At 36.4% G+C, this 21,188-nt stretch carries 16 protein-coding genes; 10 read left to right on the top strand and 6 right to left on the bottom strand.

All coding sequences use genetic code 11. The features are described from left to right. The 5 genes from R2Q16_RS17210 (at position 1) to R2Q16_RS17190 (ending at position 5,641) form a co-directional block, all read left to right on the top strand. Positions 1-1,128, top strand: coding sequence for an efflux RND transporter periplasmic adaptor subunit (locus tag R2Q16_RS17210; RefSeq protein WP_316738912.1), 1,128 nt, complete (start codon positions 1-3; stop codon positions 1,126-1,128). A gap of 225 nt (positions 1,129-1,353) precedes the next feature. After that, a complete protein-coding gene (locus R2Q16_RS17205) occupies positions 1,354-1,665 on the top strand; it encodes a hypothetical protein (RefSeq protein WP_316738911.1) in 312 nt (103 codons plus the stop codon). Positions 1,666-1,799: 134 nt separating this feature from the next. Then, on the top strand, positions 1,800-2,804 hold the full coding sequence (locus R2Q16_RS17200) for an ABC transporter transmembrane domain-containing protein (protein WP_316738910.1): 1,005 nt from the start codon (positions 1,800-1,802) through the stop codon (positions 2,802-2,804). After that, positions 2,797-4,158, top strand: a complete 1,362-nt coding sequence (locus tag R2Q16_RS17195; RefSeq protein WP_316738909.1) for an HlyD family secretion protein — start codon at positions 2,797-2,799, stop codon at positions 4,156-4,158. Before R2Q16_RS17200 ends, R2Q16_RS17195 begins: the two co-directional genes overlap by 8 nt. 22 nt (positions 4,159-4,180) lie before the next feature. Then, positions 4,181-5,641 (top strand): TolC family protein, encoded by a 1,461-nt coding sequence (locus tag R2Q16_RS17190; RefSeq protein ID WP_316738908.1) that lies wholly within the window; start codon positions 4,181-4,183, stop codon positions 5,639-5,641. 93 nt (positions 5,642-5,734) lie between these two features. Here R2Q16_RS17190 and R2Q16_RS17185 read toward each other — a convergent pair whose 3' ends face one another. From R2Q16_RS17185 to R2Q16_RS17175, 3 genes are all read right to left on the bottom strand, one after another. Continuing rightward, entirely contained in the window at positions 5,735-6,691 is a 957-nt protein-coding gene (locus R2Q16_RS17185) for a hypothetical protein (protein ID WP_316738907.1), read from the bottom strand. A 471-nt stretch (positions 6,692-7,162) separates the two neighbouring features. Further along, complete coding sequence (gene katG / locus R2Q16_RS17180; protein ID WP_316738906.1) at positions 7,163-9,439, bottom strand: catalase/peroxidase HPI; 2,277 nt, start codon at positions 9,437-9,439, stop codon at positions 7,163-7,165. Positions 9,440-9,577: 138 nt separating this feature from the next. Further along, positions 9,578-10,132 (bottom strand): GrpB family protein, encoded by a 555-nt coding sequence (locus R2Q16_RS17175; RefSeq protein WP_316738905.1) that lies wholly within the window; start codon positions 10,130-10,132, stop codon positions 9,578-9,580. A 210-nt stretch (positions 10,133-10,342) separates the two neighbouring features. On the opposite strand from R2Q16_RS17175, the gene R2Q16_RS17170 reads away from it, so the two are divergent. The 4 genes from R2Q16_RS17170 to R2Q16_RS17155 all read left to right on the top strand — a co-directional run bounded on the left by R2Q16_RS17170 (position 10,343) and on the right by R2Q16_RS17155 (position 18,861). Continuing rightward, complete coding sequence (locus R2Q16_RS17170; RefSeq protein ID WP_316738904.1) at positions 10,343-11,425, top strand: efflux RND transporter periplasmic adaptor subunit; 1,083 nt, start codon at positions 10,343-10,345, stop codon at positions 11,423-11,425. Positions 11,426-11,445: 20 nt separating this feature from the next. Then, entirely contained in the window at positions 11,446-14,619 is a 3,174-nt protein-coding gene (locus tag R2Q16_RS17165; protein ID WP_316738903.1) for an efflux RND transporter permease subunit, read from the top strand. Further along, positions 14,609-16,039 (top strand): TolC family protein, encoded by a 1,431-nt coding sequence (locus R2Q16_RS17160; RefSeq protein ID WP_316738902.1) that lies wholly within the window; start codon positions 14,609-14,611, stop codon positions 16,037-16,039. The genes R2Q16_RS17165 and R2Q16_RS17160 overlap by 11 nt, the downstream gene beginning before the upstream one ends. Positions 16,040-16,272: 233 nt before the next feature. After that, positions 16,273-18,861: a phosphatidylglycerol lysyltransferase domain-containing protein gene (locus R2Q16_RS17155; protein ID WP_316738901.1), complete on the top strand. Its 2,589-nt coding sequence runs from the start codon at positions 16,273-16,275 to the stop codon at positions 18,859-18,861. On the opposite strand, the gene R2Q16_RS17150 is transcribed toward R2Q16_RS17155, so the two are convergent. The 3 genes from R2Q16_RS17150 to R2Q16_RS17140 are packed head-to-tail and all read right to left on the bottom strand — an operon-like array spanning position 18,858 to position 20,834. Next, a complete protein-coding gene (locus R2Q16_RS17150; protein WP_316738900.1) occupies positions 18,858-19,532 on the bottom strand; it encodes an AcvB/VirJ family lysyl-phosphatidylglycerol hydrolase in 675 nt (224 codons plus the stop codon). The two genes, R2Q16_RS17155 and R2Q16_RS17150, sit on opposite strands and share 4 nt — an antisense overlap. 3 nt (positions 19,533-19,535) lie before the next feature. Continuing rightward, a complete protein-coding gene (locus R2Q16_RS17145; RefSeq protein ID WP_316738899.1) occupies positions 19,536-20,261 on the bottom strand; it encodes an AcvB/VirJ family lysyl-phosphatidylglycerol hydrolase in 726 nt (241 codons plus the stop codon). Beyond that, on the bottom strand, positions 20,262-20,834 hold the full coding sequence (locus tag R2Q16_RS17140) for an outer membrane beta-barrel protein (RefSeq protein ID WP_316738898.1): 573 nt from the start codon (positions 20,832-20,834) through the stop codon (positions 20,262-20,264). A 136-nt stretch (positions 20,835-20,970) separates the two neighbouring features. Between R2Q16_RS17140 and R2Q16_RS17135 the strand changes: the two genes are divergently transcribed. After that, complete coding sequence (locus tag R2Q16_RS17135) at positions 20,971-21,150, top strand: hypothetical protein (protein WP_316738897.1); 180 nt, start codon at positions 20,971-20,973, stop codon at positions 21,148-21,150. Positions 21,151-21,188: the final 38 nt, after the last annotated feature.

Below are 21,188 nucleotides of genomic sequence, written 5' to 3'. Positions count from 1 at the left end.
ATGAAATTCCAAAAATACATAGTAATGCTAGCCATTTGTGCTACATATGCCTGTACAAATAAGCCCGAAAACGAAGAAGTAAAGAAACCGATTTCTGAAGATGAAGTTAGTTTAACAGCCGCACAATTTGCAAATATTAAGCTTGAGGTGGCTGAGCCTAGATGGGGCGAAACCAGCGAGGTTTTAAAATTACAGGGTAAGATTGATGTACCGCCTCAAAACCTGATTTCGATTAGTGTGCCATTGGGTGGATATTTAAAACATACCAAGCTATTGCCCGGAATGCATGTTTCAAAAGGGCAGGTAATTGCCGTCATGGAAGACCCTCAGTACATTCAGTTGCAGCAAGATTTTTTAAGCATTACGAATAAACTTTATTATGCTGAAAAAGAATTAACGCGACAAAAAGACCTGAATGTAAATAAGGCAAATAGCGATAAAACCTTACAAGGTGCTGAAATTGAGTATAAAAACTTAAAGGTAGAGCACAATGCCTTGCTCGAAAAACTAAAGTTGATAAACCTCAGCGGCAGTGCTTTAAATAATGGGAAAATATCGAAATCTATCAATTTATATTCTCCAATTGATGGTTACGTAAGCAAAGTGAATGTAAATATTGGAAAATACGTTACGCCTTCCGACGTGCTTTTCGAACTCATTAACCCAACAGATATTCATTTAAACCTTACTGTTTTTGAAAAAGACCTAAATAAAATTAGCATGGGGCAGCGTGTTATCACGTATAATAATGTTAAACCAGATGTTAAGTATGAGGCGGAAGTGATTTTAATCGGTCATAATGTTGAAGATGGCGGAAGTAGTGAAGTTCATTGCCACTTTGAAAAATATGATAAAAGCCTTGTTCCGGGAATGTATATGAATGCAGAACTAAAGTTTAAGAATCAAAAAGTACAGTTATTGCCTGAAGAATCTGTTGTTAGCTTCGAAAATAAGGATTTTGTTTTTGAGCAATTGGCAAAAGATAAATATAAAATGATTTCAGTTACAACAGGCGAGGCGGCTGATGGTAAAATATCAGTTCATAATGATTTAACGGGTAAAAAAATAGTGTCGAAAGGCGCTTATTCTTTATTAATGAAGCTAAAAAATACTAGCGACGAAGAATAATTGTCTTAATTAAAAGAATGCTTTCTAATCTTATTTTAATGTTTGAGTTGAATAAGCTTAGAAAGCATTTAATTTTTTACATTTTCTGTATATTCAGGTGAAATATCTGATATTCAAATGATAAAAGCATTATTTTAATAACAATTATGTGATTTTTTGTCATAATGAGCCATTTCTGCACTATATTTGTAATCTCTAATGATGCAAAGGTTAAGGAATAGGTTCTTGAAGAGTACTTTTGGTTTTATGCTTTTAAGCATATTAGCCATCAAAGTTATAGCCTTTTCAATTTCTTGCTTTGCAACCAGCGGAAATTCTTTCGCCATCGAAAAATCAACCGAAGAAAATAAGGATAAAGAAGAAGAAGCTTGCGAAAAAAACAAGAAGAAATTGGTTTTATACGAGTTTTCGTCCATTGTTCCGCAATGCCTTCTGGTCACTAATTTTCTACCACTTAAAATTTATACCCATCGGGTAAAAATTGGTGTCGAACCGCTTAAAACCGTTCCTACACCGCCCCCTAACACGGTTAGCTAATCTAATCAATTAGATTTAGCATGATGCTTAAAAATATCTGCAATGATAGATTTTTAACATCACAGTACTCATTAAACTATTTAACCTTAATTATTAAGGTTGAAAATCAAAACATTGTTTAACAATTTTTTTAAATGAAAAATCATCAGATTGCCGGTGCGCCAACGCCTTGGCAAAGATTGGTACGTATGCTTCACCTGGAGCGTAAAACCATTAATTACATTTTAATATACGCCATGTTAATTGGTTTAATTGGCTTATCGCTGCCTTTGGGTACGAGTGCCGTTTTTAACCTTTTATCAAATGGGGCTATGTATAGCTCAACCTATATACTCATTGCTGTAATTTTAGCTGGTATTGTTATTGGCGGTATATTGCTTATCGGGCAGCTTACTTTAGTCGAATTTCTGGAACAAAAAATATTTACCAAAGCCGCTTTAGAGTTCGCCTTTCGCTTACCGCGTATAAAGAAGAAAGCACTGGAAGGTGAAAATCCATCCGAATTGATTAACCGCTTTTTTGATATTTTAACCATTCAAAAAGGCTTAACTAAACTATTGGTAGATATTGTTGCTGCTGCAGTTCAAATATTTTTTAGTGTGATTTTACTTTCGTTCTATCACCCAGTATTTATGGTTTTTGGAACTTTTGTACTGGCGGTTATTATCTTTATTTTGTTTTTGTACTATCGTCAAGGTGTGCAAACGAGCATCGAAGAATCTGGTTATAAATATGAAGTTGTTGGGTACTTGGAGGAAATCGCGGCCGATTTAGAAACCTACCGTCAAAGCAGTGCGAAAAGAAAGGAAATTATCAATCGTACCGATGAAATTACCGCAAATTATATCGAAGCCCGTAATCAGCACTTTGGTGTGCTAAAGAAATTTTTTGTTACAGCTGTAGCGATGAGAACTGTTTTAATGGGTTCTTTGTTGCTTCTAGGTTCTTATTTTGTTTTTGAACGTCAAATGACATTTGGACAATTTGTTGCTGCAGAGGTAATTATTGTGCAAATCAGTTATGCTATTGAGAAGTTAATGACCAATTTAAATACAGTGTTTGATATGGTAACTGGTAGCGAAAAACTTGCCGTTGTTACCGATCTTGAGTTAGAGGAAGGAGATACTAATCATGGGTAGAATTAGTAACAATCTGGCTCAGATTAAAAATTGGGAAGAACTTTCTGTTCATGCCAACAGCAAAATTATCGATGCTAAAGGGCCGATGAGGCTAGGCAGAATATTGCTTTTTATCTTCGGATTTTTTGTGATATTGCTTTTTGTACCATACCGCCAAACGATTCCAGGTAGGGGGTCGGTTACGGCTTTACGTCCGGAGGATAGGCCTCAAACGGTACAAAATCAAATTGGAGGAAGAATAGAGCATTGGGCAGTAAGAGAAGGTCAGGAAGTGAAAAAAGGTGACACCATACTTGTAATTTCTGAGACCAGTCAGTCTTATTTTGACCCAGAATTACCCGTACGTTTAAACGAGCAATTGGATGCAAAACGTGGAAGTGAAACCGCTGCAGTTCAAAAAATTGACGCTACAAAAGCACAAATGAGCGCCATGACAAATGGTCTTCATTTACAAATTAAAGCAGCCGAGAATAAAGTTCGCCAGGCAAAAAATTATGTAAGCATTGATAGTGCTGAATTACTTGCCGTTCAAAAATTCTATGAAACTACAAAAGTGCGTTTAGAACGTTATGAAACAGGTTATAAAAATGGCTTGTTCTCGTTAACAGATATTGAAACCCGCCGATTGAAATTGCAGGAAGATAATGCAAAGGTTATCAGTCAGCAAAATAAGCTGAGTAACTCGACACAAAACCTTTTAAATTCAACCATCGAATTGGATAACATCAGGGCAAAATATCAGGAATCCATATCTAAAGCACAATCAGATATGAGTTCGGCCGTTTCGAGTAGGGCAAGTGCACAAGGTGATATCGCAAAATTGCGGAATGATATTTCAAACATCAGCATTAGAAGAGGCTTATATATTGTAAGAGCACCACAAAGTGGATTTGTTGTTAAAACGCTTAAAGCGGGTATTGGAGAAAACATAAAAGAAGGCGAATCGGTAGCTACATTACAGCCAAAATCGCCTATGGTTGCCGCAGAATTATATGTTAGCGCGATGGATGTACCTTTAATTTTAGATACAAGTGATGTCCGTTTGCAGTTTGAAGGTTGGCCTTCGGTACAGTTTTCAGGTTGGCCATCAGTTGCCGTGGGTACTTTCGCTGGTAAAGTATTTTCTATAGATAAGGTGAGTAGTGCGAGCGGTAATTATCGACTACTGATAAGCCAAACCAACCCGGTGCCAACTAATGATGACCCTTGGCCGCCACAACTAAGACAAGGTTCTGGTGTTTATGGTCGAATTATTTTAAGATCGGTTCCGCTTTGGTACGAAATCTGGCGGCAGCTTAATGGTTTCCCACCAAATTTAGAAAGAGAACCAAGTGAGAGTAAGGAAAAGAAATAATGCGGGAGGTTATCAAATGAAAATGTATTTAAAAAAATTTTTATTAGCGACCACGCTATTGTTTTTTATCGCTGTAAATTCAAGTTTTTCACAAATTAAAACAATAGCCAATGTAGATACCGCTAAAGTTTTTGCTTTAGATGATTTGCAATTGTTGGTTTTCAGGTATCATCCAATAATAAAACAGGCTGCTCTGCTTAGCGATGCTGCAAGGGCAAATGTTTTGCAATCGTTGGGTTATTTCGATCCGGCACTTAAAGCAGGTTTCGGAAATAAACTTTTTGGCAATACCAATTACTACAATAAATGGAATGGCGAACTTAAAATTCCGCTCTGGTTGGCCGGAGCAGATTTAAAAGTTGGTTATGACCGCAATGTTGGTACATATGTAAATCCGGAAAGCAGAACCAATAACGATGGTTTGTCTGCAATTGGTTTAAGTATTCCGTTAGGGCAAGGTTTAATTATTGATGCCCGCCGTAGCACTTTAAGGCAGTCGAAAATAATGGTTCAATATGCAGAAGCAGAGCAATTAAAACAGATTAATAGCATTTGGTATGCAATTGTAAAAGATTATTGGAGCTGGTATTATGCGTACAAACAATATGAGTTGGTAAATGAGGGCGTAGATTTAGCCGAACGTAGATTCAAGGCTTTGAGTGCGCAAACTTTAATAGGGGATAAGCCGGCGATTGACTCTGTAGAGGCTTACATTACTGTACAAGAACGGATTATTCAAAAGGAGAAAACAGCGATAGAATTGCAAAATGCAAGGCTTGTTTTGTCGAATCATTTATGGAATGAAGATGGAAATCCGTTAGAACTTCCGACTGATGCCTTACCAGAAATTTTATCTGAGGCCATTCCCCGACCAAATCCGTTAATTTTAGATACCCTAATTGGTCAGGCTGCAAACCTACATCCTGAATTGGTTAAACTGAGGAGTAAAGGTGCACAACTTGCCATTGAGAAAAGTTATCGGCAAGAATTACTTAAGCCTAAGCTTAACATTATGGGTAATTTAATTTCTAGCCGAACAAATTTTAACCAAAATATACCAGGTTATTACGATTTCAACTGGAACAATTATAAGTTTGGTGTAGAATTTGCCTTTCCATTATTCTTACGTTCGGAAAGAGGAAAATTGCGTGAGGTTAAAATAAAACAGCAAGAACTGAATTACGATTTACAACAATCGGGTAGGGAGATTAGAAATAATATTCTGGCTTCTTACAATGATTTATCAGCCTATTCGGCACAGTTAAATGTTCAGGTGCAAAGCATTAAAAATCAGCAGACTTTGGTTAATGGCGAAAATCAAAAATTCAATCTTGGAGAAAGTACACTGTTTTTAATCAACAGCAGGGAAACCAAATTAATTGATATGAAAATTAAGCAAGAAAGTATGGTAGCCGGCTACCAAAAAACACTTGCAGAGTTATATTATAAAGCCGGAACAAGGCAGTTTGTGTTGGAAAACTAATCAAAAACATAAAATCCCCTCCAAAAAAAACCGAGGGGATTTTTATTTTACAATTGATTAATTTGAGGATATTGTTCGACTTGCAAATTATATCTATGGTTGAGGTATCTTCGTTATAGATTTTAGTTTGTTGAGCAGTCCCTTTTTAGCAGGTTGTGTTTCCTTTTTCGGTACTTCATTTTCTTTGGTCGTCGGATTTGCAATTTTTTCATTAGCAGGCATACTCATCGCATGTTGACCAATTTTAACACCCTCATTTAGCCAGTCTTTGCAAAAAGCAGTTGCAACACTATTCACCTCTTTGCCGGCTCTGTAAATCGCTTTCCATTTCAGGCTTTTCTTTTCAAAAGCTGCGTTGTCAAACTTTTTCCTTCTTCCGGATGCTGTTGTTGTGGCACTAAAATCTACCGAGCCAGCTAATGTTAAATATTCTTGTAGTCTCGCCTTAACTGCATCAGCAGGGTTTGCCGGATACAGCTTATTCCATTTGCTATTGTTTGGTGTTGGGTCATTTTGCTCGGCTATAGTCTTTTTTAAACTTGCAATTCCTTCCTCCATTTTTTGCAAATGAACGGCAGCCATTTTAGCACTTTTCATTTTAACTAAATTGGCTTCGGCTTCTTTTAAACTAGCTTTAAGCGATGCAATTGCCGAGGCATCCATTCGGTAAGGTTCGGTTGTAGGTTTAGCCGCCGCTCTTTTCTCAGCATAAGCAGTTACAAAGTCAGTACTTTCTACATATTCTTTAATATAAGCACAAACACCATTGGTAATAGCAACTTTATCGCCAGCTACTATATCTGGCAACATGCTTAAACGCGGCAACTTAAACGATTTTAGTTGCTGATCGAGGTTTGGTGCTGCGCCTCCATTATCTTCTTGTTCTGAATCCACAGGCTTGTTTGTAAAATCACCAACTACATTTTGTAAAATATAATTTTGCGCAGTTTTTTCTTGTAAACCTATCTGTTCCAGAATGTCATTTGCAACTTTCCAGGAAACAGTTAAGAACATTATACTAATGAATACGTAAATGAGATGCTTTTTCATGTTTAATGAGGTTAATTCGTTCATTTAAAATTAGTTAAAGTTAATACGTATACAAGTATTTTATATCCCCCAAAAGAATGATTTTTTGAAGCGCAATGCTTTCTGCTTTTCGGTTTCAGCAGTCCCGCCATCGCTGCAAGTCCTCATTACGCTGCGCTTCATTGTGGGCTTTTCGCTTTGTCGGGGCTAGCTTAATTAGGTTTGCCTAAGTAATTTAAACCCGATTGCAGCGGAAATAATTTTTATTGCAGCAAGCCAGAAAATGCACGACAGAAATTTAAAAATGATTGTAGCAAAAAGCGGGACTTTCGCGGCCGATGAAAAACCGAGCCTTGCTTTTCAAAAAAATACCTTACATAAAGCTTATTTATTATAATTATTAGCTTGTATTTTTATTTGTTAAATTTTTGCAAAATAAAAAAGGTGCTGTAGTAATACAGCACCTTCATTTTTTATTATAGATATTTCTGATTATTTCAAATCAAACCTATCTAAATTCATTACTTTATTCCAAACCTTTACAAAATCTGCAACAAATTTTCCTTTAGCATCAGTGCTTCCGTAAACTTCTGCAATTGCTCTAAGCTCAGAGTTTGAACCGAACACTAAATCAGCTCGGGTTGCGGTCCATTTTGGTTGGCCAGTCTTACGGTTTGTTCCAATATATAATTCTTTATCATCTGATGTCGATTTCCATTGCGTGTTCATATCAAGCAAATTAATAAAGAAATCGTTTGTAAGCTGACCAGGATTTTCAGTAAAAACACCGTTTTTAGAACCATCGGCATTGATATCTAACACTCTCAATCCACCCAAAAGTACTGTTAATTCTGGAGCAGTTAATGTTAATAGTTGGGCTTTATCAACCAATAATTCTTCTGTAGATACCTGATATTTTACATTTCTGTAGTTTCTGAAACCATCTGCAAGCGGTTCTAAATAACCAAATGATTCGATATCGGTCTGCTCTTGCGATGCATCCATTCGACCAGCACTAAAAGGGACATTCACCGAACTTCCTGTATTGTTTGCAGCTTGTTCCACACCAACCGTTCCGGCTAAAACAATTAAATCGGCAAGCGAAATCTTTTTACCATCAACAGCCGCATTATTAAATTCTTGTTGTATGCTTTCTAGTTTAGCTAATACAGTTTGTAGCTGTGCAGGATTATTAACTTTCCAATCTTTTTGAGGCAGTAAACGAACTCTTGCTCCATTAGCACCACCACGTTTATCAGAACCGCGGAATGTTGAGGCTGAAGCCCAGGCTGTGGAAACCAATTGACTTATGCTCAAGCCTGATTGTGCAATTTTTGCTTTTAAAGCGTAAATATCGTTTTCATCAACCAGTGGATGGTTTACAGCAGGGATAACATCTTGCCATAATAAATCCTCTTGTGGAACATCCGGCCCCTGGTAACGAGCTTTTGGTCCCATATCGCGATGCGTTAATTTGAACCAGGCTCTTGCGAAAGCATCAGCAAAGGCATCAGGGTTTTCTAAAAAGCGACGTGATATTTTTTCATATGCCGGGTCAAATCTTAGTGAAAGATCTGTGGTAAGCATGGTAGGTTTGTGTTTTTTATTACTATCGAATGCGTCAGGGATAATTGAATCTGCATCTTTTGCTACCCATTGGTGGGCACCAGCAGGGCTTTTGGTTAATTCCCAATCGAAAGCAAAAAGGTTTTCGAAAAAGTTGTTGCTCCACTGCGTTGGCGTGGTTGTCCAGATTACTTCTAATCCGCTGGTTATGGCATCAGCACCTACCCCAGAGCCATATTTATTGTTCCAGCCAAAACCTTGCGACGCAATATCAGCTGCTTCGGGTTCTTTGCCAACATTATCTGCCGAAGCAGCGCCATGTGTTTTGCCGAAAGTATGTCCGCCGGCAATTAAAGCAACGGTTTCTTCATCATCCATTGCCATTCTGCCAAAAGTATCGCGAATATCTTTAGCCGCTAAAATCGGGTCAGGATTGCCATCTGGTCCTTCAGGATTTACATAAATTAAGCCCATTTGTACGGCTGCAAGTGGTTTTTCTAAATTGCGGGAATGTACATCGCCATCGGCATCATCATCAGTAACTACAACACCGTGTTCTTTAGGCGCACCATCAGAGCCATGTGCGTAACGAATATCGCCACCTAACCAGGTTTTTTCCGAACCCCAGTAAACAGACTCATCTGCTTCCCAAACATCGGCTCTGCCACCTGCAAATCCAAAGGTTTTAAAACCCATTGATTCCAAAGCAATATTTCCAGCTAAAATCATTAAATCAGCCCAGGAAATTTTCTGACCATATTTCTGTTTGATTGGCCAAAGTAACCTGCGTGCTTTATCTAAACTAACGTTATCAGGCCAGCTATTTAATGGAGCAAAGCGTTGTAAACCTGCGCCTGCGCCACCGCGTCCATCACCAACTCGATATGTACCTGCGCTGTGCCAGGCCATGCGAATGAATAATCCTCCGTAATGACCAAAATCTGCAGGCCACCAATCTTGAGAATCGGTCATTAACACATGTAAATCACTCTTTACAGCTTCCAAATCCAAACTGTTAAAAGCTTCAGCATAATTGAAATCTTCATTCATCGGATTTGATAAAGAAGATTGCTGACGAAGGATATTTAGCTTTAACTGATTTGGCCACCAGTTATGATTTCTGGTGCCGCCACCGCCAACGTTTTGTTTCATTGAGCCATTGTGAAATGGGCATTTGCTGATGTCGTTAGAATCTTTTTCCATATTATATATTTATGTTTTGATAAGTTAGGTTGATTGAACATTTAATCAACTTTTATAAAATTAGGTTATTGGATGGATTAATCACAATCATTTAATTCTATACATTAATAGTTAAAAGCTATTAATTGTTCACAAATTTTAAAGATTATCGGATAAACTAAATTCCTTTGAGCCATTTGCTAATGCAATAATCCGCTCTATAAAAATCTTGGCTTTAACTTCCTTTAATGCTGCATATTTCTTTCTGTCGTTTTTTGCTTCATCAGCAATAATATATTTCAGCTGCTGATATTCCAAACTTTCAAATTTGTTGTTTCGCAGATAATCCCTAAACAAAAGATGTTTCTTCGATTCATCACTGTCTTGCGGGCATATATACAAATGATGCGCAATCACATCTAAAACTTCATGGTTTAGCGTATTTGTTCTTTTAAATACCTCTCTATTAATGATACCTTGATTGCCATTATGGTAATATCCGATTTTCTCCAACCGCCCTTTTATTTGTTCGAGTTTTACGGTTTTGTTAAAAACGATATCAATATCTATTATGGGTTTTGCTGCTAAATTGGGTACGGCTGTGCTTCCTATATGCTCTATTGTGATTTCTAAACCTGATAAAGCTTGTAGCAGTTCATTTTCAATTTTTGAAAAATCTAATGGCCAACTTTTTCGATACGCTACAATTAACATTTTTTATTACTCAGGATTTTCTTAGTTCAGTAAGGTTCATCAACTTCATTATAACTTCATAAATCTGTACTTATTTCGTACCAGTATTAAATCAATAGGGTACATTAATTTATAAGTCGATTTTAATTCTTCATAGAAATTGTCTTGCAAATTGAATGCTCTTGAATTTAATCATAAAAAATTAAATCAGATAAACTATTCGACAAAAAGATGAAAAGAAGTGTTATGTGTTTAGGCATTTGTGCCCTACTTTACGTTACCGGTTGCACATCAAAAAAAGAAGAAAAAGAGGAAGCTGTAAATTATACGGCAACATCTCCAGTTACAATGGATACATCCTTTACAAAGGAATATGTCTCTCAAATCAGGTCAGTTAGAAATATCGAAATTCGAGCCCAAGAAAAGGGTTATCTGCAAAATATTTATGTTGATGAAGGTCAGCATGTAAAAGCTGGGCAGATATTGTTTAAAATTATGCCTAGAATGGCTCAAGCTGAATTGCTGAAAGCACAGGCAGAAACCAAAGCTGCTGAAATTGAACTGGAAAATACTAAGTTACTTTCTGATAAAAACGTTGTATCTAAAAATGAACTGGCAATGGCAAAGGCTAAATTACAACAAGCCAATGCTCAAACTTCTGTTGCTAAATTTCACTTATCAAATACCGAAATACGAGCACCATTTGATGGTACAATCGATAGAATTCCTTTAAAGTTAGGAAGTTTGGTTGATGAAGGCGCTCTACTAACCAGTTTATCTGATAACAGTAATATTTATGCATATTTCAATGTATCTGAGCCTGAATATCTTAATTACCAAAGCACTGCTAAAGGCAAAGAACAACAAGAAGTGAGTTTGATGTTGGCAAATGGTCAGCTACTGAGTTCGAAAGGAAAAGTAGAAGTTATCGAAAGTGAGTTTGATTCTGAAACCGGAAACATTGCTTTTAGGGCTAAATTTCCAAATCCAAATCAATTGCTAAGAAACGGCGAAACGGGCAAAATTCAAATGGTTGTGCCATTAAAAAATGCTTTAATTATTCCACAAAAAGCAACTTACGAATTACAGGATAAAAAATTCGTATTTGTAATCGACAGCAAAAATGTTGTACGATCTAGAGAAATCGGCATCGGCGGCGAACTTCCGGATATTTATATTGTATCAAAAGGTCTTTCTGCGGGTGATAAAATCTTATTGGAAGGCGTTCAGAAAGTGAAAGATGATGATAAAATCAAATTCACTTTTGTTGCACCAAAAGAGGCTTTAAAACAATTGCAATTAAGTGCTGAATAAACGCTCAAAACAAGATCATCATGTTTAGTAAATTCATTAAAAGACCGGTATTATCAATTGTAATATCGTTAGTCATCATATTTATAGGGGTTTTAGCTCTAGTTGGCTTACCTGTAACACAACTTCCAAATATTTCGCCACCAATGGTAAACATTACGGCAGAATATCCTGGAGCAAACAACGAACTGTTAATTAAAGCTGTAGTTATTCCTTTGGAAAGAGCCTTAAATGGTATTCCGGGGATGAAATACATGACTTCTGACGCTGGTAATGATGGAGAAGCATCTGTACAATTGGTTTTTAATCTGGGAACCGACCCGGACCAGGCGACTATCAACGTACAAAATCGCGTGGCTGCGGTTACCAATAAATTACCGCCTTTAGTTATTCGAGAGGGAATTAAAATCAGCCGTCAGCAACCAAATATGTTAATGTACATTAACGTATTTAGTAAAGACCCGCACATGAACGAAAACTTCCTTTACAATTACTCGGATATTAATTTACTTCCGGAATTAAAAAGGGTAGATGGTGTAGGTTTTGCCGATATTTTGGGAAATAGGGAGTACGCCATGCGTATTTGGTTGAAACCAGATAAAATGCTGGCCTACAAAATTTCTTCTGAGGAAGTTTTAGAAGCTTTAAATAATCAAAGTTTAGAAGCATCGCCAGGTAAAACGGGTGAGAGTTCTGGTAAACGTTCTGAGTCTTTTGAGTACGTACTTAAATATTCTGGCCGTTTTACCACAGAAGATGGTTACAAGAACATCATTTTGAGGGCAAGTCCGAATGGTGAATTATTAAGGTTAAAAGATGTTGCCGATGTAGAATTTGGAAGTTCGATGTACGATTTATACTCGCACATTAACGGTAAACCTTCAGCAGCCATTGTTTTAAAGCAATCTTACGGCAGTAACGCACAAGAAGTAATCAAGAATGTAAAAGCCCGAATGGAAGAGATTAAAGCATCTTCTTTCCCTAAAGGTATGGATTACGAAATCAGTTACGATGTTTCTAAATTCTTAGATGCATCGATTGAAAAAGTTGTGCACACGCTTGTGGAGGCCTTTATATTAGTGGGTTTAGTGGTTTTCATTTTCTTAGGCGATTGGAGGTCGACATTAATCCCGGCGATAGCCGTTCCGGTTTCTTTAATCGGTTCGTTTATCTTCATGCAGTTTTTTGGCATCACCTTAAACTTAATAACACTATTTGCTTTGGTTTTAGCCATCGGTATTGTGGTGGATGATGCCATCGTGGTAATAGAAGCGGTCCATGCGAAAATGGAAGCCGACAGGCGACTCTCTGTTCTGAAGGCAACTCAATTAGCATTAGGCGAAATTGGTGGGGCAATTGTGGCAATTACATTCTTAATGGCATCGGTGTTCATTCCAGTAGCATTTATGTCTGGTCCGGTAGGTGTCTTTTATCGTCAGTTTTCAATAACAATGGCTACCGCAATTATTTTATCGGGTATTGTGGCTTTAACACTAACACCAGCATTATGTGCCATCATGCTTAAGAAACATAGTGGTCATCCGAAGAAAAAATTATTAATTGACAAAGGTTTAGATGCATTTAATGCTTGGTTCTTTAGATTAACTGGTCGTTATCAAAAGGTAATGGATAAGGTTGTAACCCGTAGATTACTTTTGTTTGGGATTTTAGGTGCATTCTGTGTGGGAACATATTTCTTGAGTAATAGCGTTCCATCGGGATTTATCCCCAACGAAGACCAGGGAATGATTTATGCGATAATTCAAACGCCTCCGGGTTCCACTTTAGAACGTACCAACCAGGTTTCAGAGAAACTGGAGAAAATTTGCGAAGAAATTGAAGGTGTTAAATCTGTATCAGCTTTAGCTGGATATGAAGTGTTAACAGAAGGTACGGGCTCAAACTCAGGTACCTGTTTAATTAACCTCAAAGATTGGAAAGACCGTAAAAATTCTGCGCAGGATGTAATTAGGGAATTGGAAGAAAAATCGAAAGATTTACCAGGTGCGACTGTAGAGTTTTTCCAACCGCCTGCAGTGCCAGGTTATGGAGCTGCCGGAGGTTTTGAACTTCGTTTGGTTGATAAAGCAGGTAACAACGATTATGTGCAGATGGAAAAAGTGAGCAAGGATTTTGTTAAAGAACTGAATAAACGTCCGGAGTTACAATCTGTATTTACCTTCTATAGTGCAAGTTTTCCGCAGTACATGGTCAATATCGATAATGATAAAGCACAGCAAAAAGGGGTTACACCTGAAAAAGCGTTGGAAACTTTATCAGATTTAATCGGTAGTAACTACGAAACCAACTTTATCAAATTCGGCAGACAGTATAAGGTAATTGTTCAAGCGTTGCCTCAATATCGTGCACTACCTCAGGATGTTATGAAGTTGTATGTGAAAAATGATAAAGACCAAATGGTTCCGTTTTCATCATTTATGACAATGGATAAAGTTTACGGGCTTTCGGAAATTACCCGCCATAATATGTATAATTCGGCAGAGATAAATGGTTCTCAGGCGGTTGGATATAGTTCAGGTGAAGCCTTAAAAGCTGTTGAAGAAGTAGCAAAGAAAACTTTGCCTAGAGGCTACGGTATAGATTGGGCTGGTATTTCAAAAGATCAGGCAACCAGAGGTAATGAGGCGATTTATATTTTCTTAATCTGTTTAGGCTTTGTTTATCTGGTATTATCTGCTCAATACGAAAGTTTCATTTTACCGTTAGCGGTTATCGTTTCGCTGCCTGCGGGTATTTTCGGTGCATTTTTATTCTTGCAGCTTTTTGGTTTGGAGAATAACATTTACGCCCAAGTATCAATGGTGATGTTGATTGGCTTACTTGGTAAAAATGCGGTACTGATTGTAGAATTTGCAGCATTGAAACATGCAGAAGGGAAAACAATTCTGGCATCAGCAATGGAAGGTGCAGTAGTAAGGTTCCGTCCAATTTTAATGACATCATTCGCGTTTATTGCAGGTTTAATTCCTTTGGTTTTTGCAACCGGACCTGGTGCCGTTGGAAACAGAACGATTGGTACTGCTGCTGCTGGTGGTATGTTGTTCGGAACTGTATTTGGGGTAATTGTAATCCCTGGATTGTACTACGTGTTTGGCACAATTGCCGATAAACGCAAGCTTATCAAAATTGAAGAAGAATATCCGTTAACCGAAGATTTAGAAAACAATGTTGAATAATAGATATAAAATGGTTGGGTTGGCTTTTATGTGCGCTATTTATAGCGCATGTAAGGTGCCAGAATTTGCTCAACGCGATGAAAATAAAAATGTTCCTTTAAGCTTTAGCACTTCGCAAGATACTTTAAGTAGCGGCAAGGTACAATGGCGCCAGTTTTTTACCGACCCAAATTTGGTGAGTTTAATTGATACGGCTTTAAAAAACAATCAGGAACTGAATATCACACTTCAGGAGATTGAAATTGCCAAAAACGAAATCAAAGCGAAAAAAGGCGAACTTTTACCGAGTGTAGGTTATCGGGTTGGAGCAGGGATTGATAAAGTTGGTCGCTACACTAGTTCTGGTGCCGGAGATGCATCAACAGATATTACACCGGGCAAAGGCGTTCCAGAAATACTGCCTGATTATGCATTTGGCTTACAGGCAAATTGGGAAGCTGATATTTGGCACAAACTTCGCAATTCTAAAAAGGCTGCTTTAACAAGGTATTTATCAACAGTTGAAGGGAAAAACTTTGTGGTAACAAACCTGGTTGCAGAAATTGCGAATACTTACTATGAGTTGCTGGCGCAAGATAATCAATTGGAAATTGTAAAACAGAATATTGCTTTGCAAAGTAATGCGCTTGAGCTGATGAAAATTCAAAAACAGGCTACAAGGGTTACAGAATTGGCGGTTCGTAAATTTGAAGCCGAGGTTTTAAGTTCAAAAAGTTTAGAATTTGAAATACAGCAGCAGATTACAGAATCAGAGAATAAAATTAATTTCTTGTTGGGTCGATTCCCACAGCCAATTATCCGTGATAAAAGTAGCTTCAATACACTTGTTCCAACAAATATTCAAGCTGGTCTTCCATCACAATTGTTGGCAAACCGTCCGGATATTAAACAGGCAGAATATGATTTGGCTGCGGCTAAATTAGATGTTAAAGTGGCTAAAGCACAATTTTATCCATCATTGGGTATTTCTGCAACTTTGGGTTACCAGGCTTTTAATCCTTCCTATCTGTTAAAAACTCCGGAATCGTTAATTTATTCTTTAGCTGGAGATTTAGCCGGACCGCTTATCAACAGAAATGCAATTAAGGCAGAATATTTAACAGCCAATGCAAAGCAATTACAAGCGGTTTTTAATTACGAAAAAACCATTTTGAATGGTTATATCGATGTTGCCAATCAGTTATCAAACATTGGTAATCTGCAAAAAAGCTACGATTTGAAATCAAAACAAGTGCTGGCACTTACGCAGTCAATCGATATTTCAAATGATTTGTTTAGAGCAGCCAGAGCTGATTATTTCGAGGTTTTAATGACTCAAAGAGATGCTTTGCAATCTAAATTAGAACTTATTGAAACTAAAAAACAGCAGCTTAATGCAGTGGTAAACGTCTATCACGCTTTAGGTGGCGGTTGGAATTAGAAAAACAATAACACACATAATAGTTTAAAGGCTTCCACATTTGGAAGCCTTTTGCTTTTTAAAACTTTGTAAGTTTTAAACTCAATATTCTTGATAGTTTTAATTATTTTAATTTCAGAAAATCCGTTTCATTACTTAAAAACTTTTATAAATTCGTGTACAATAGAAACTAATCATTTTCCCTGTAGCCCTTTTTAAATGGAAATTTTTCATTTAAAAAGTAATCCTTTACTATGCATAGAGCCAAATCTTTCCTATCCAATTTAGTGTATAACAAATTTTTCTGGCAGTTTTTTTTAGCCACTTTTATGTTGGGAATGGCTATTTACTTTGTAAGGGCGCAACATGTTGAGGTTGTACAAATAAAGGAACAGCTCAATACATCTATTCCATTATATGTTTTTATAGGCATTGTTTTAACCGTGGTTTACATAATAGCCCAAGGTAAAATGTATGTGCATAGTTTTAAGGCATTAAATGTTAACCTAAAACTTTGGGATGCGATTAAATTATTTCTTAAACGCAATTTAATCAGTATTTTTCTTCCTGCCGGAGGATTTTCATCCTTGATATTTTTCACTAAAGAAATAGAGGAGGAAGGTATTTCCAAATCGAAAATCCACCTTTCCTCAACGCTATTTGCCTTTTGTGGTATTTTATCTGTGGTTGTTGTAGCCATACCAGTTTTGGGTATTGCCCTGCTTTCTACAAAATTGGGCAATACAGAACTGATCAGTTTCGGTTTCTTGATTCTGCTCACTGTTTTATTGTTCGTTGCAATATTTTCCATCTCGAAAAAGGGTTGGGCTTATCGTTATTTATCCAAAATCAGACCATCACTTTCGGCCATTTTAGATGATATGATTGAGCAACAAATCAGTCGCAAACAATTCTGGATAACCTTGCTTATTTCTATCTTAATCGAATTTATTGGCATAGTACATTTGTATATCTGTATGTTGGCCTTAGGTTTTGAAGCGAGTATCCCTGCGGCTATTGTTGGTTACATTGTAATGGTTATTTTGCTTATTGCCTCCCCATTTTTACGCGGATTAGGAACAATCGAAGTATCATTGACATTTATATTAGGTCAATTCGGTTTTCCATTGGTTGCAGCTGCCACAATAACTTTAATGTTTCGCTTTTTCGAATTTTGGTTACCCTTAATTGGAGGGATAATCAGTTTTATACTTAAAAAGGATAGTATTATCCTGAGAGTTTTACCTGCATTTATTATCCTGATTCTCGGTGTCGTAAATATTATTTCATCCATCAGTCCGGCTATACCAACCAGGTTAAGACTTGTTAAAGATATTTTACCTGAAGATTTAATAGTAACCAGTAATGCCTTGGTATTAATCTTCGGTTTGATTTTGGTCATGATTAGCATTTTCCTTTTGCAAGGTTCTAAAAGGGCTTGGTACGTTGCGCTTGCTTTAACACTGTTTTCAATTTTAGGCCATTTGCTAAAAGCAGCAGATTATGAAGAGGCCATCTTAGCCCTAATTGCAGGCTCGTCTTTATTTTACACCCGTGATAATTACAAGTTGAAACCTCACCCAAAATTTGTAAAAATAAGCTACACGGTATTTATTTACGCCATTTCGGCCGTTTTTGCTTATGGTGTGCTTGGTTTTTATTTTATGGAGAAGAGGCACTTTGGCGTAAACTTCAAATTTATCGATTCTGTTAAAGCGGTACTAAAAGTTATCTTTTTTATTGATGATAAGGCTTTACGTCCTTTAACCAATTTTGGTGTGCATTTCGAACAATCCATTTATGCCGCAAGTGGAATCGTGATACTTTTCATCATCTTCAGTTTATTAAAACCATACTTTTCTACTCCTTATAATAAGCCGGAGGACTTTACCGAAGCTGATGAATTGATGAAAAAACACGGCAATTCTGCGCTAGATTACTTTAAAACTTATCCCGATAAATTTATTTATTTCAACGAAAACAGAACCGCATTCATCAGCTTTAAAATTACCCGTCATTTTGCTTTGGTTTTAGAAGATCCGGTTGCTGAAAATCAGGAAGATAAGGTTGCGATGATAAAGAAGTTTGAAGAACGTTGTCAGGAAAATGGTTTTATTGCTGCTTATTATCGTGTACCAGAAGAATCCTTGGGCTTTTATAAATCAATAGGGAAAAAATTTATCCCAATCGGAGAAGAAGCTGTGTTAAACTTGACCGCCTTTACCATTGAAGGTGGAAAAATGAAAACGACAAGAAGTGCCATAAATCGACTTTCAGGCGAGGGATTTACTTTTAAAGTATACGAAGGGCCTCAAAAGGAAGGGTTTTTACAAAAGTTACAAACCGTTTCTGATAATTGGTTGAGAGATTTAAATCAAAAAGAAGTGGCTTTTACACAAGGTATTTTTGATAAATCGATATTAAAAAACCAAACGATACTAACCATAGAAGATGAGGAAGAAAAAGTTTACGCTTTCCTAAATATTGTTCCTGATTATGCACCAGGAGAAGCTACATACGATTTAATCAGAAAAGAAACTGATGCACCAAATGGTGTTTTAGATATGCTTTTGGCTAAAACGTTTCTCTATTTGAAAGAGGAAGGCTACACCAGTGTTAATATGGGTTTAGCTCCACTTTCAGGCATTGATGGAATCGATTTAACGCAGAAAACCATTAAATACGCTTACGAGAATCTAAAGGCTTTTGCTCAGTTTAAAGGTCTAAGAAAATATAAGGAAAAGTTTTATCCGTCGTGGAACAAAAAGTATTTAATTTACAGTCACAACTATCACTTGTTGCAAGTTCCAAATGCGTTAAAGAGAATTTCTGAAGGAAGTTAATTCAAACCCAATAAAACCGTTGAAACTACTTTCTTAATATCGTTATTAAACTTATGCGAGCCGGGTATTAATGCTTTTGTAATGTTTTTTCTATCGGGAATGGATTTGAAAAAATCGCTTTCCTCATCTTTACCGAAGATAAAATATTGAGGAATTGACGTTTTGTTTAATTCTGGTAGCGTTTTGTATTTCGCTTCTTTGCTGCCAAAACCGATCATATCTGTAAGTTTAATTACAAAATCTGTTGAGGTAGATGGAGATAGAAAAACAGTCGATTTAACTTTTTGCTGAGGTTCCTTATTAAGTCTTGGCGTTAAAAATATGGCCGCGTCAGCACCGAATGAGTAACCAAGAATAGAAAATTCATCTATATCCCAAAGTTTTAAGTAATGCACAATTATCTGATTAAAATCTTGCGCCATTTTTTCTGGCGTTTTTTGTTCCCAGAAATATTTTCGGCTATCCAAGCTTACTATAGCATAATTCTTGTCCGCTAAGCCTTGCGTTAAACTTTGCGAAAAACTATTCATGCCACCATCGCCACTTATATAAAAAATTAGGTGTTGTGCACTTGGTTTAGCAATAGTTTGCAATGGGAACTTTGAAATATCCTGTGCTTTACAAAAAGCTATAGTAAATAAGAAGGAAATTATTAAGGATAATTTGTACATGTTTTATTTTTTAGCGGCAAAAACCGAAACAATTTTTTCGTATTCTGATTCTTCGTAATGGTGGTCGCCAGATAATGATATCAAATGGAAATTCTTTTGATTTATGGTTTGTAACGCTTTTTCATTCTCATCATTGCCATAAAAGCAATAAATAGGCACAACCAAAAGTTTCTTTACTTCCTCATTAACCTTATGCGGATAATTATCAGAAGAAGTGTTGGTTAAATCAGAAAAGTGAACCATAAAATCTGTTGTGGCAAAGGGAGATAACAAACCTAAAGCTTGAACATGTCTTTTCGCCCTAAACGGTAATCGTTTGTAAATAAATGGAAGTACATCCGCCCCGAAAGAATAACCACAAAGATAAATTTCATTAGTTTTATATTCAAGTGCATACTTTCTAATGAGCTGTGCTACATCATTTTCGGCTTCTTCAGGTGTTTTCTGTTTCCAAAAGTAACTTCTTGAATTAATGCCAATCGTATTGAAACCTTTGTCGGCAAATTGTAGCGATAAATCGTCTTCAAACTTTATCCAGCCACCATCGCCAGATAAAAAAATAAGCAGTTTTTTAGAGTTTGCTATTTTAGATTTATAAATAAAAATGGGCAGATTAAACTCAGTTCGCTCTATTCCATTATGTTGCGAAACCCTGTTTTTTTTGAATAAGGCACAGCCACTTAATGCAAATAGACCAAAGCATAAAATGATTACTGCTAATTTTTTCATCTAATAAAAACTAAAACCTAACATAAATGATAAGCCATGAGGGTTAATGTCTAAATCGTTTGTACTCATTTTATAACCTTTAAAGCCAATGCTCAGAAAAGTTTTAAGCTTAGGTGTTAAGCTATACTTTGCGCCAAAACCTGTGTAAACAAAAAAACCTTGCTCGCTTACTTTCGATTTATCGTTTGGTGTTGGGTCTTCCGCAATATCATAATTGTTAAAAGAAACACCTAGCGATGTTTCTGCATATGGTCTAATTTTGCCCTTGCCTTTAAAGTTGTATTTTAAGTTGCCATACACAGGCAAAAACCTCAATTTATATAATACAAAACCATTATCATGGTGTATCGGAGTTGTAGCGTATTCTATGCCCACTCCAGGTTCTAAACCATTTTCAAATTCATAATTTGCCTTGATGGATGGCGCATAAAAAAAATTACTGTGCGTTGAACGCAAAAGTTCGAAAGCTGGCGATACTGAAAATTTATTTTGACCGTTATTATTATTCTGAGCAAGCAAAGCAATCGGACATACTAACACCAACAGGAATAAATTTATTTTTTTGGGAATCATTTGGTTAAAATAATAAATAATTTTCGAAATAAGTTTTGTGTTTTAGTTAAAGATTGTTAACCAAACATTTAATTGCTGTTAATAAAACATTAATTGTAATTTATTGTTGCTTAGATAGATAAAGGAGAGGATTGTCATGATAAATATTTCGAAATATACGAAAGCATCTGTTCTGGATCGGGTCAAGAAAGGCGATATTATAAGCTTCGATAAAAAATTTGGCGAAGTAATCGCTATTCAGGTACTAAAACACAGTACACAAAACGAATATTACTACAAAATAAAAAATGATGGTGTAGTATTGGTTATCAAGTAAAACATTCCAAAAATCTGATATATAGAAAAACTACCTTA

Origin of the sequence: Pedobacter aquatilis, from assembly GCF_032678425.1 — a bacterium.
GTDB lineage: Bacteria > Bacteroidota > Bacteroidia > Sphingobacteriales > Sphingobacteriaceae > Pedobacter > Pedobacter aquatilis_B.
Note: the sequence above shows the minus strand (reverse complement) of the source record. Positions and strands in the feature narration are given on the sequence as shown.

Bases quoted from the DNA above. Each gene is read 5' to 3' on its own strand.
- R2Q16_RS17210 (WP_316738912.1), top strand. From the start codon at position 1: ATGAAATTCCAAAAATACATAGTAATGCTAGCCATTTGTGCTACATAT.
- R2Q16_RS17200 (WP_316738910.1), top strand. From the start codon at position 1,800: ATGAAAAATCATCAGATTGCCGGTGCGCCAACGCCTTGGCAAAGATTG.
- R2Q16_RS17195 (WP_316738909.1), top strand. From the start codon at position 2,797: ATGGGTAGAATTAGTAACAATCTGGCTCAGATTAAAAATTGGGAAGAA.
- R2Q16_RS17190 (WP_316738908.1), top strand. From the start codon at position 4,181: ATGTATTTAAAAAAATTTTTATTAGCGACCACGCTATTGTTTTTTATC.
- R2Q16_RS17185 (WP_316738907.1), bottom strand. From the start codon at position 6,691: ATGAAAAAGCATCTCATTTACGTATTCATTAGTATAATGTTCTTAACT.
- katG (WP_316738906.1), bottom strand. From the start codon at position 9,439: ATGGAAAAAGATTCTAACGACATCAGCAAATGCCCATTTCACAATGGC.
- R2Q16_RS17175 (WP_316738905.1), bottom strand. From the start codon at position 10,132: ATGTTAATTGTAGCGTATCGAAAAAGTTGGCCATTAGATTTTTCAAAA.
- R2Q16_RS17170 (WP_316738904.1), top strand. From the start codon at position 10,343: ATGAAAAGAAGTGTTATGTGTTTAGGCATTTGTGCCCTACTTTACGTT.
- R2Q16_RS17165 (WP_316738903.1), top strand. From the start codon at position 11,446: ATGTTTAGTAAATTCATTAAAAGACCGGTATTATCAATTGTAATATCG.
- R2Q16_RS17160 (WP_316738902.1), top strand. From the start codon at position 14,609: ATGTTGAATAATAGATATAAAATGGTTGGGTTGGCTTTTATGTGCGCT.
- R2Q16_RS17155 (WP_316738901.1), top strand. From the start codon at position 16,273: ATGCATAGAGCCAAATCTTTCCTATCCAATTTAGTGTATAACAAATTT.
- R2Q16_RS17150 (WP_316738900.1), bottom strand. From the start codon at position 19,532: ATGTACAAATTATCCTTAATAATTTCCTTCTTATTTACTATAGCTTTT.
- R2Q16_RS17145 (WP_316738899.1), bottom strand. From the start codon at position 20,261: ATGAAAAAATTAGCAGTAATCATTTTATGCTTTGGTCTATTTGCATTA.
- R2Q16_RS17140 (WP_316738898.1), bottom strand. From the start codon at position 20,834: ATGATTCCCAAAAAAATAAATTTATTCCTGTTGGTGTTAGTATGTCCG.
- R2Q16_RS17135 (WP_316738897.1), top strand. From the start codon at position 20,971: ATGATAAATATTTCGAAATATACGAAAGCATCTGTTCTGGATCGGGTC.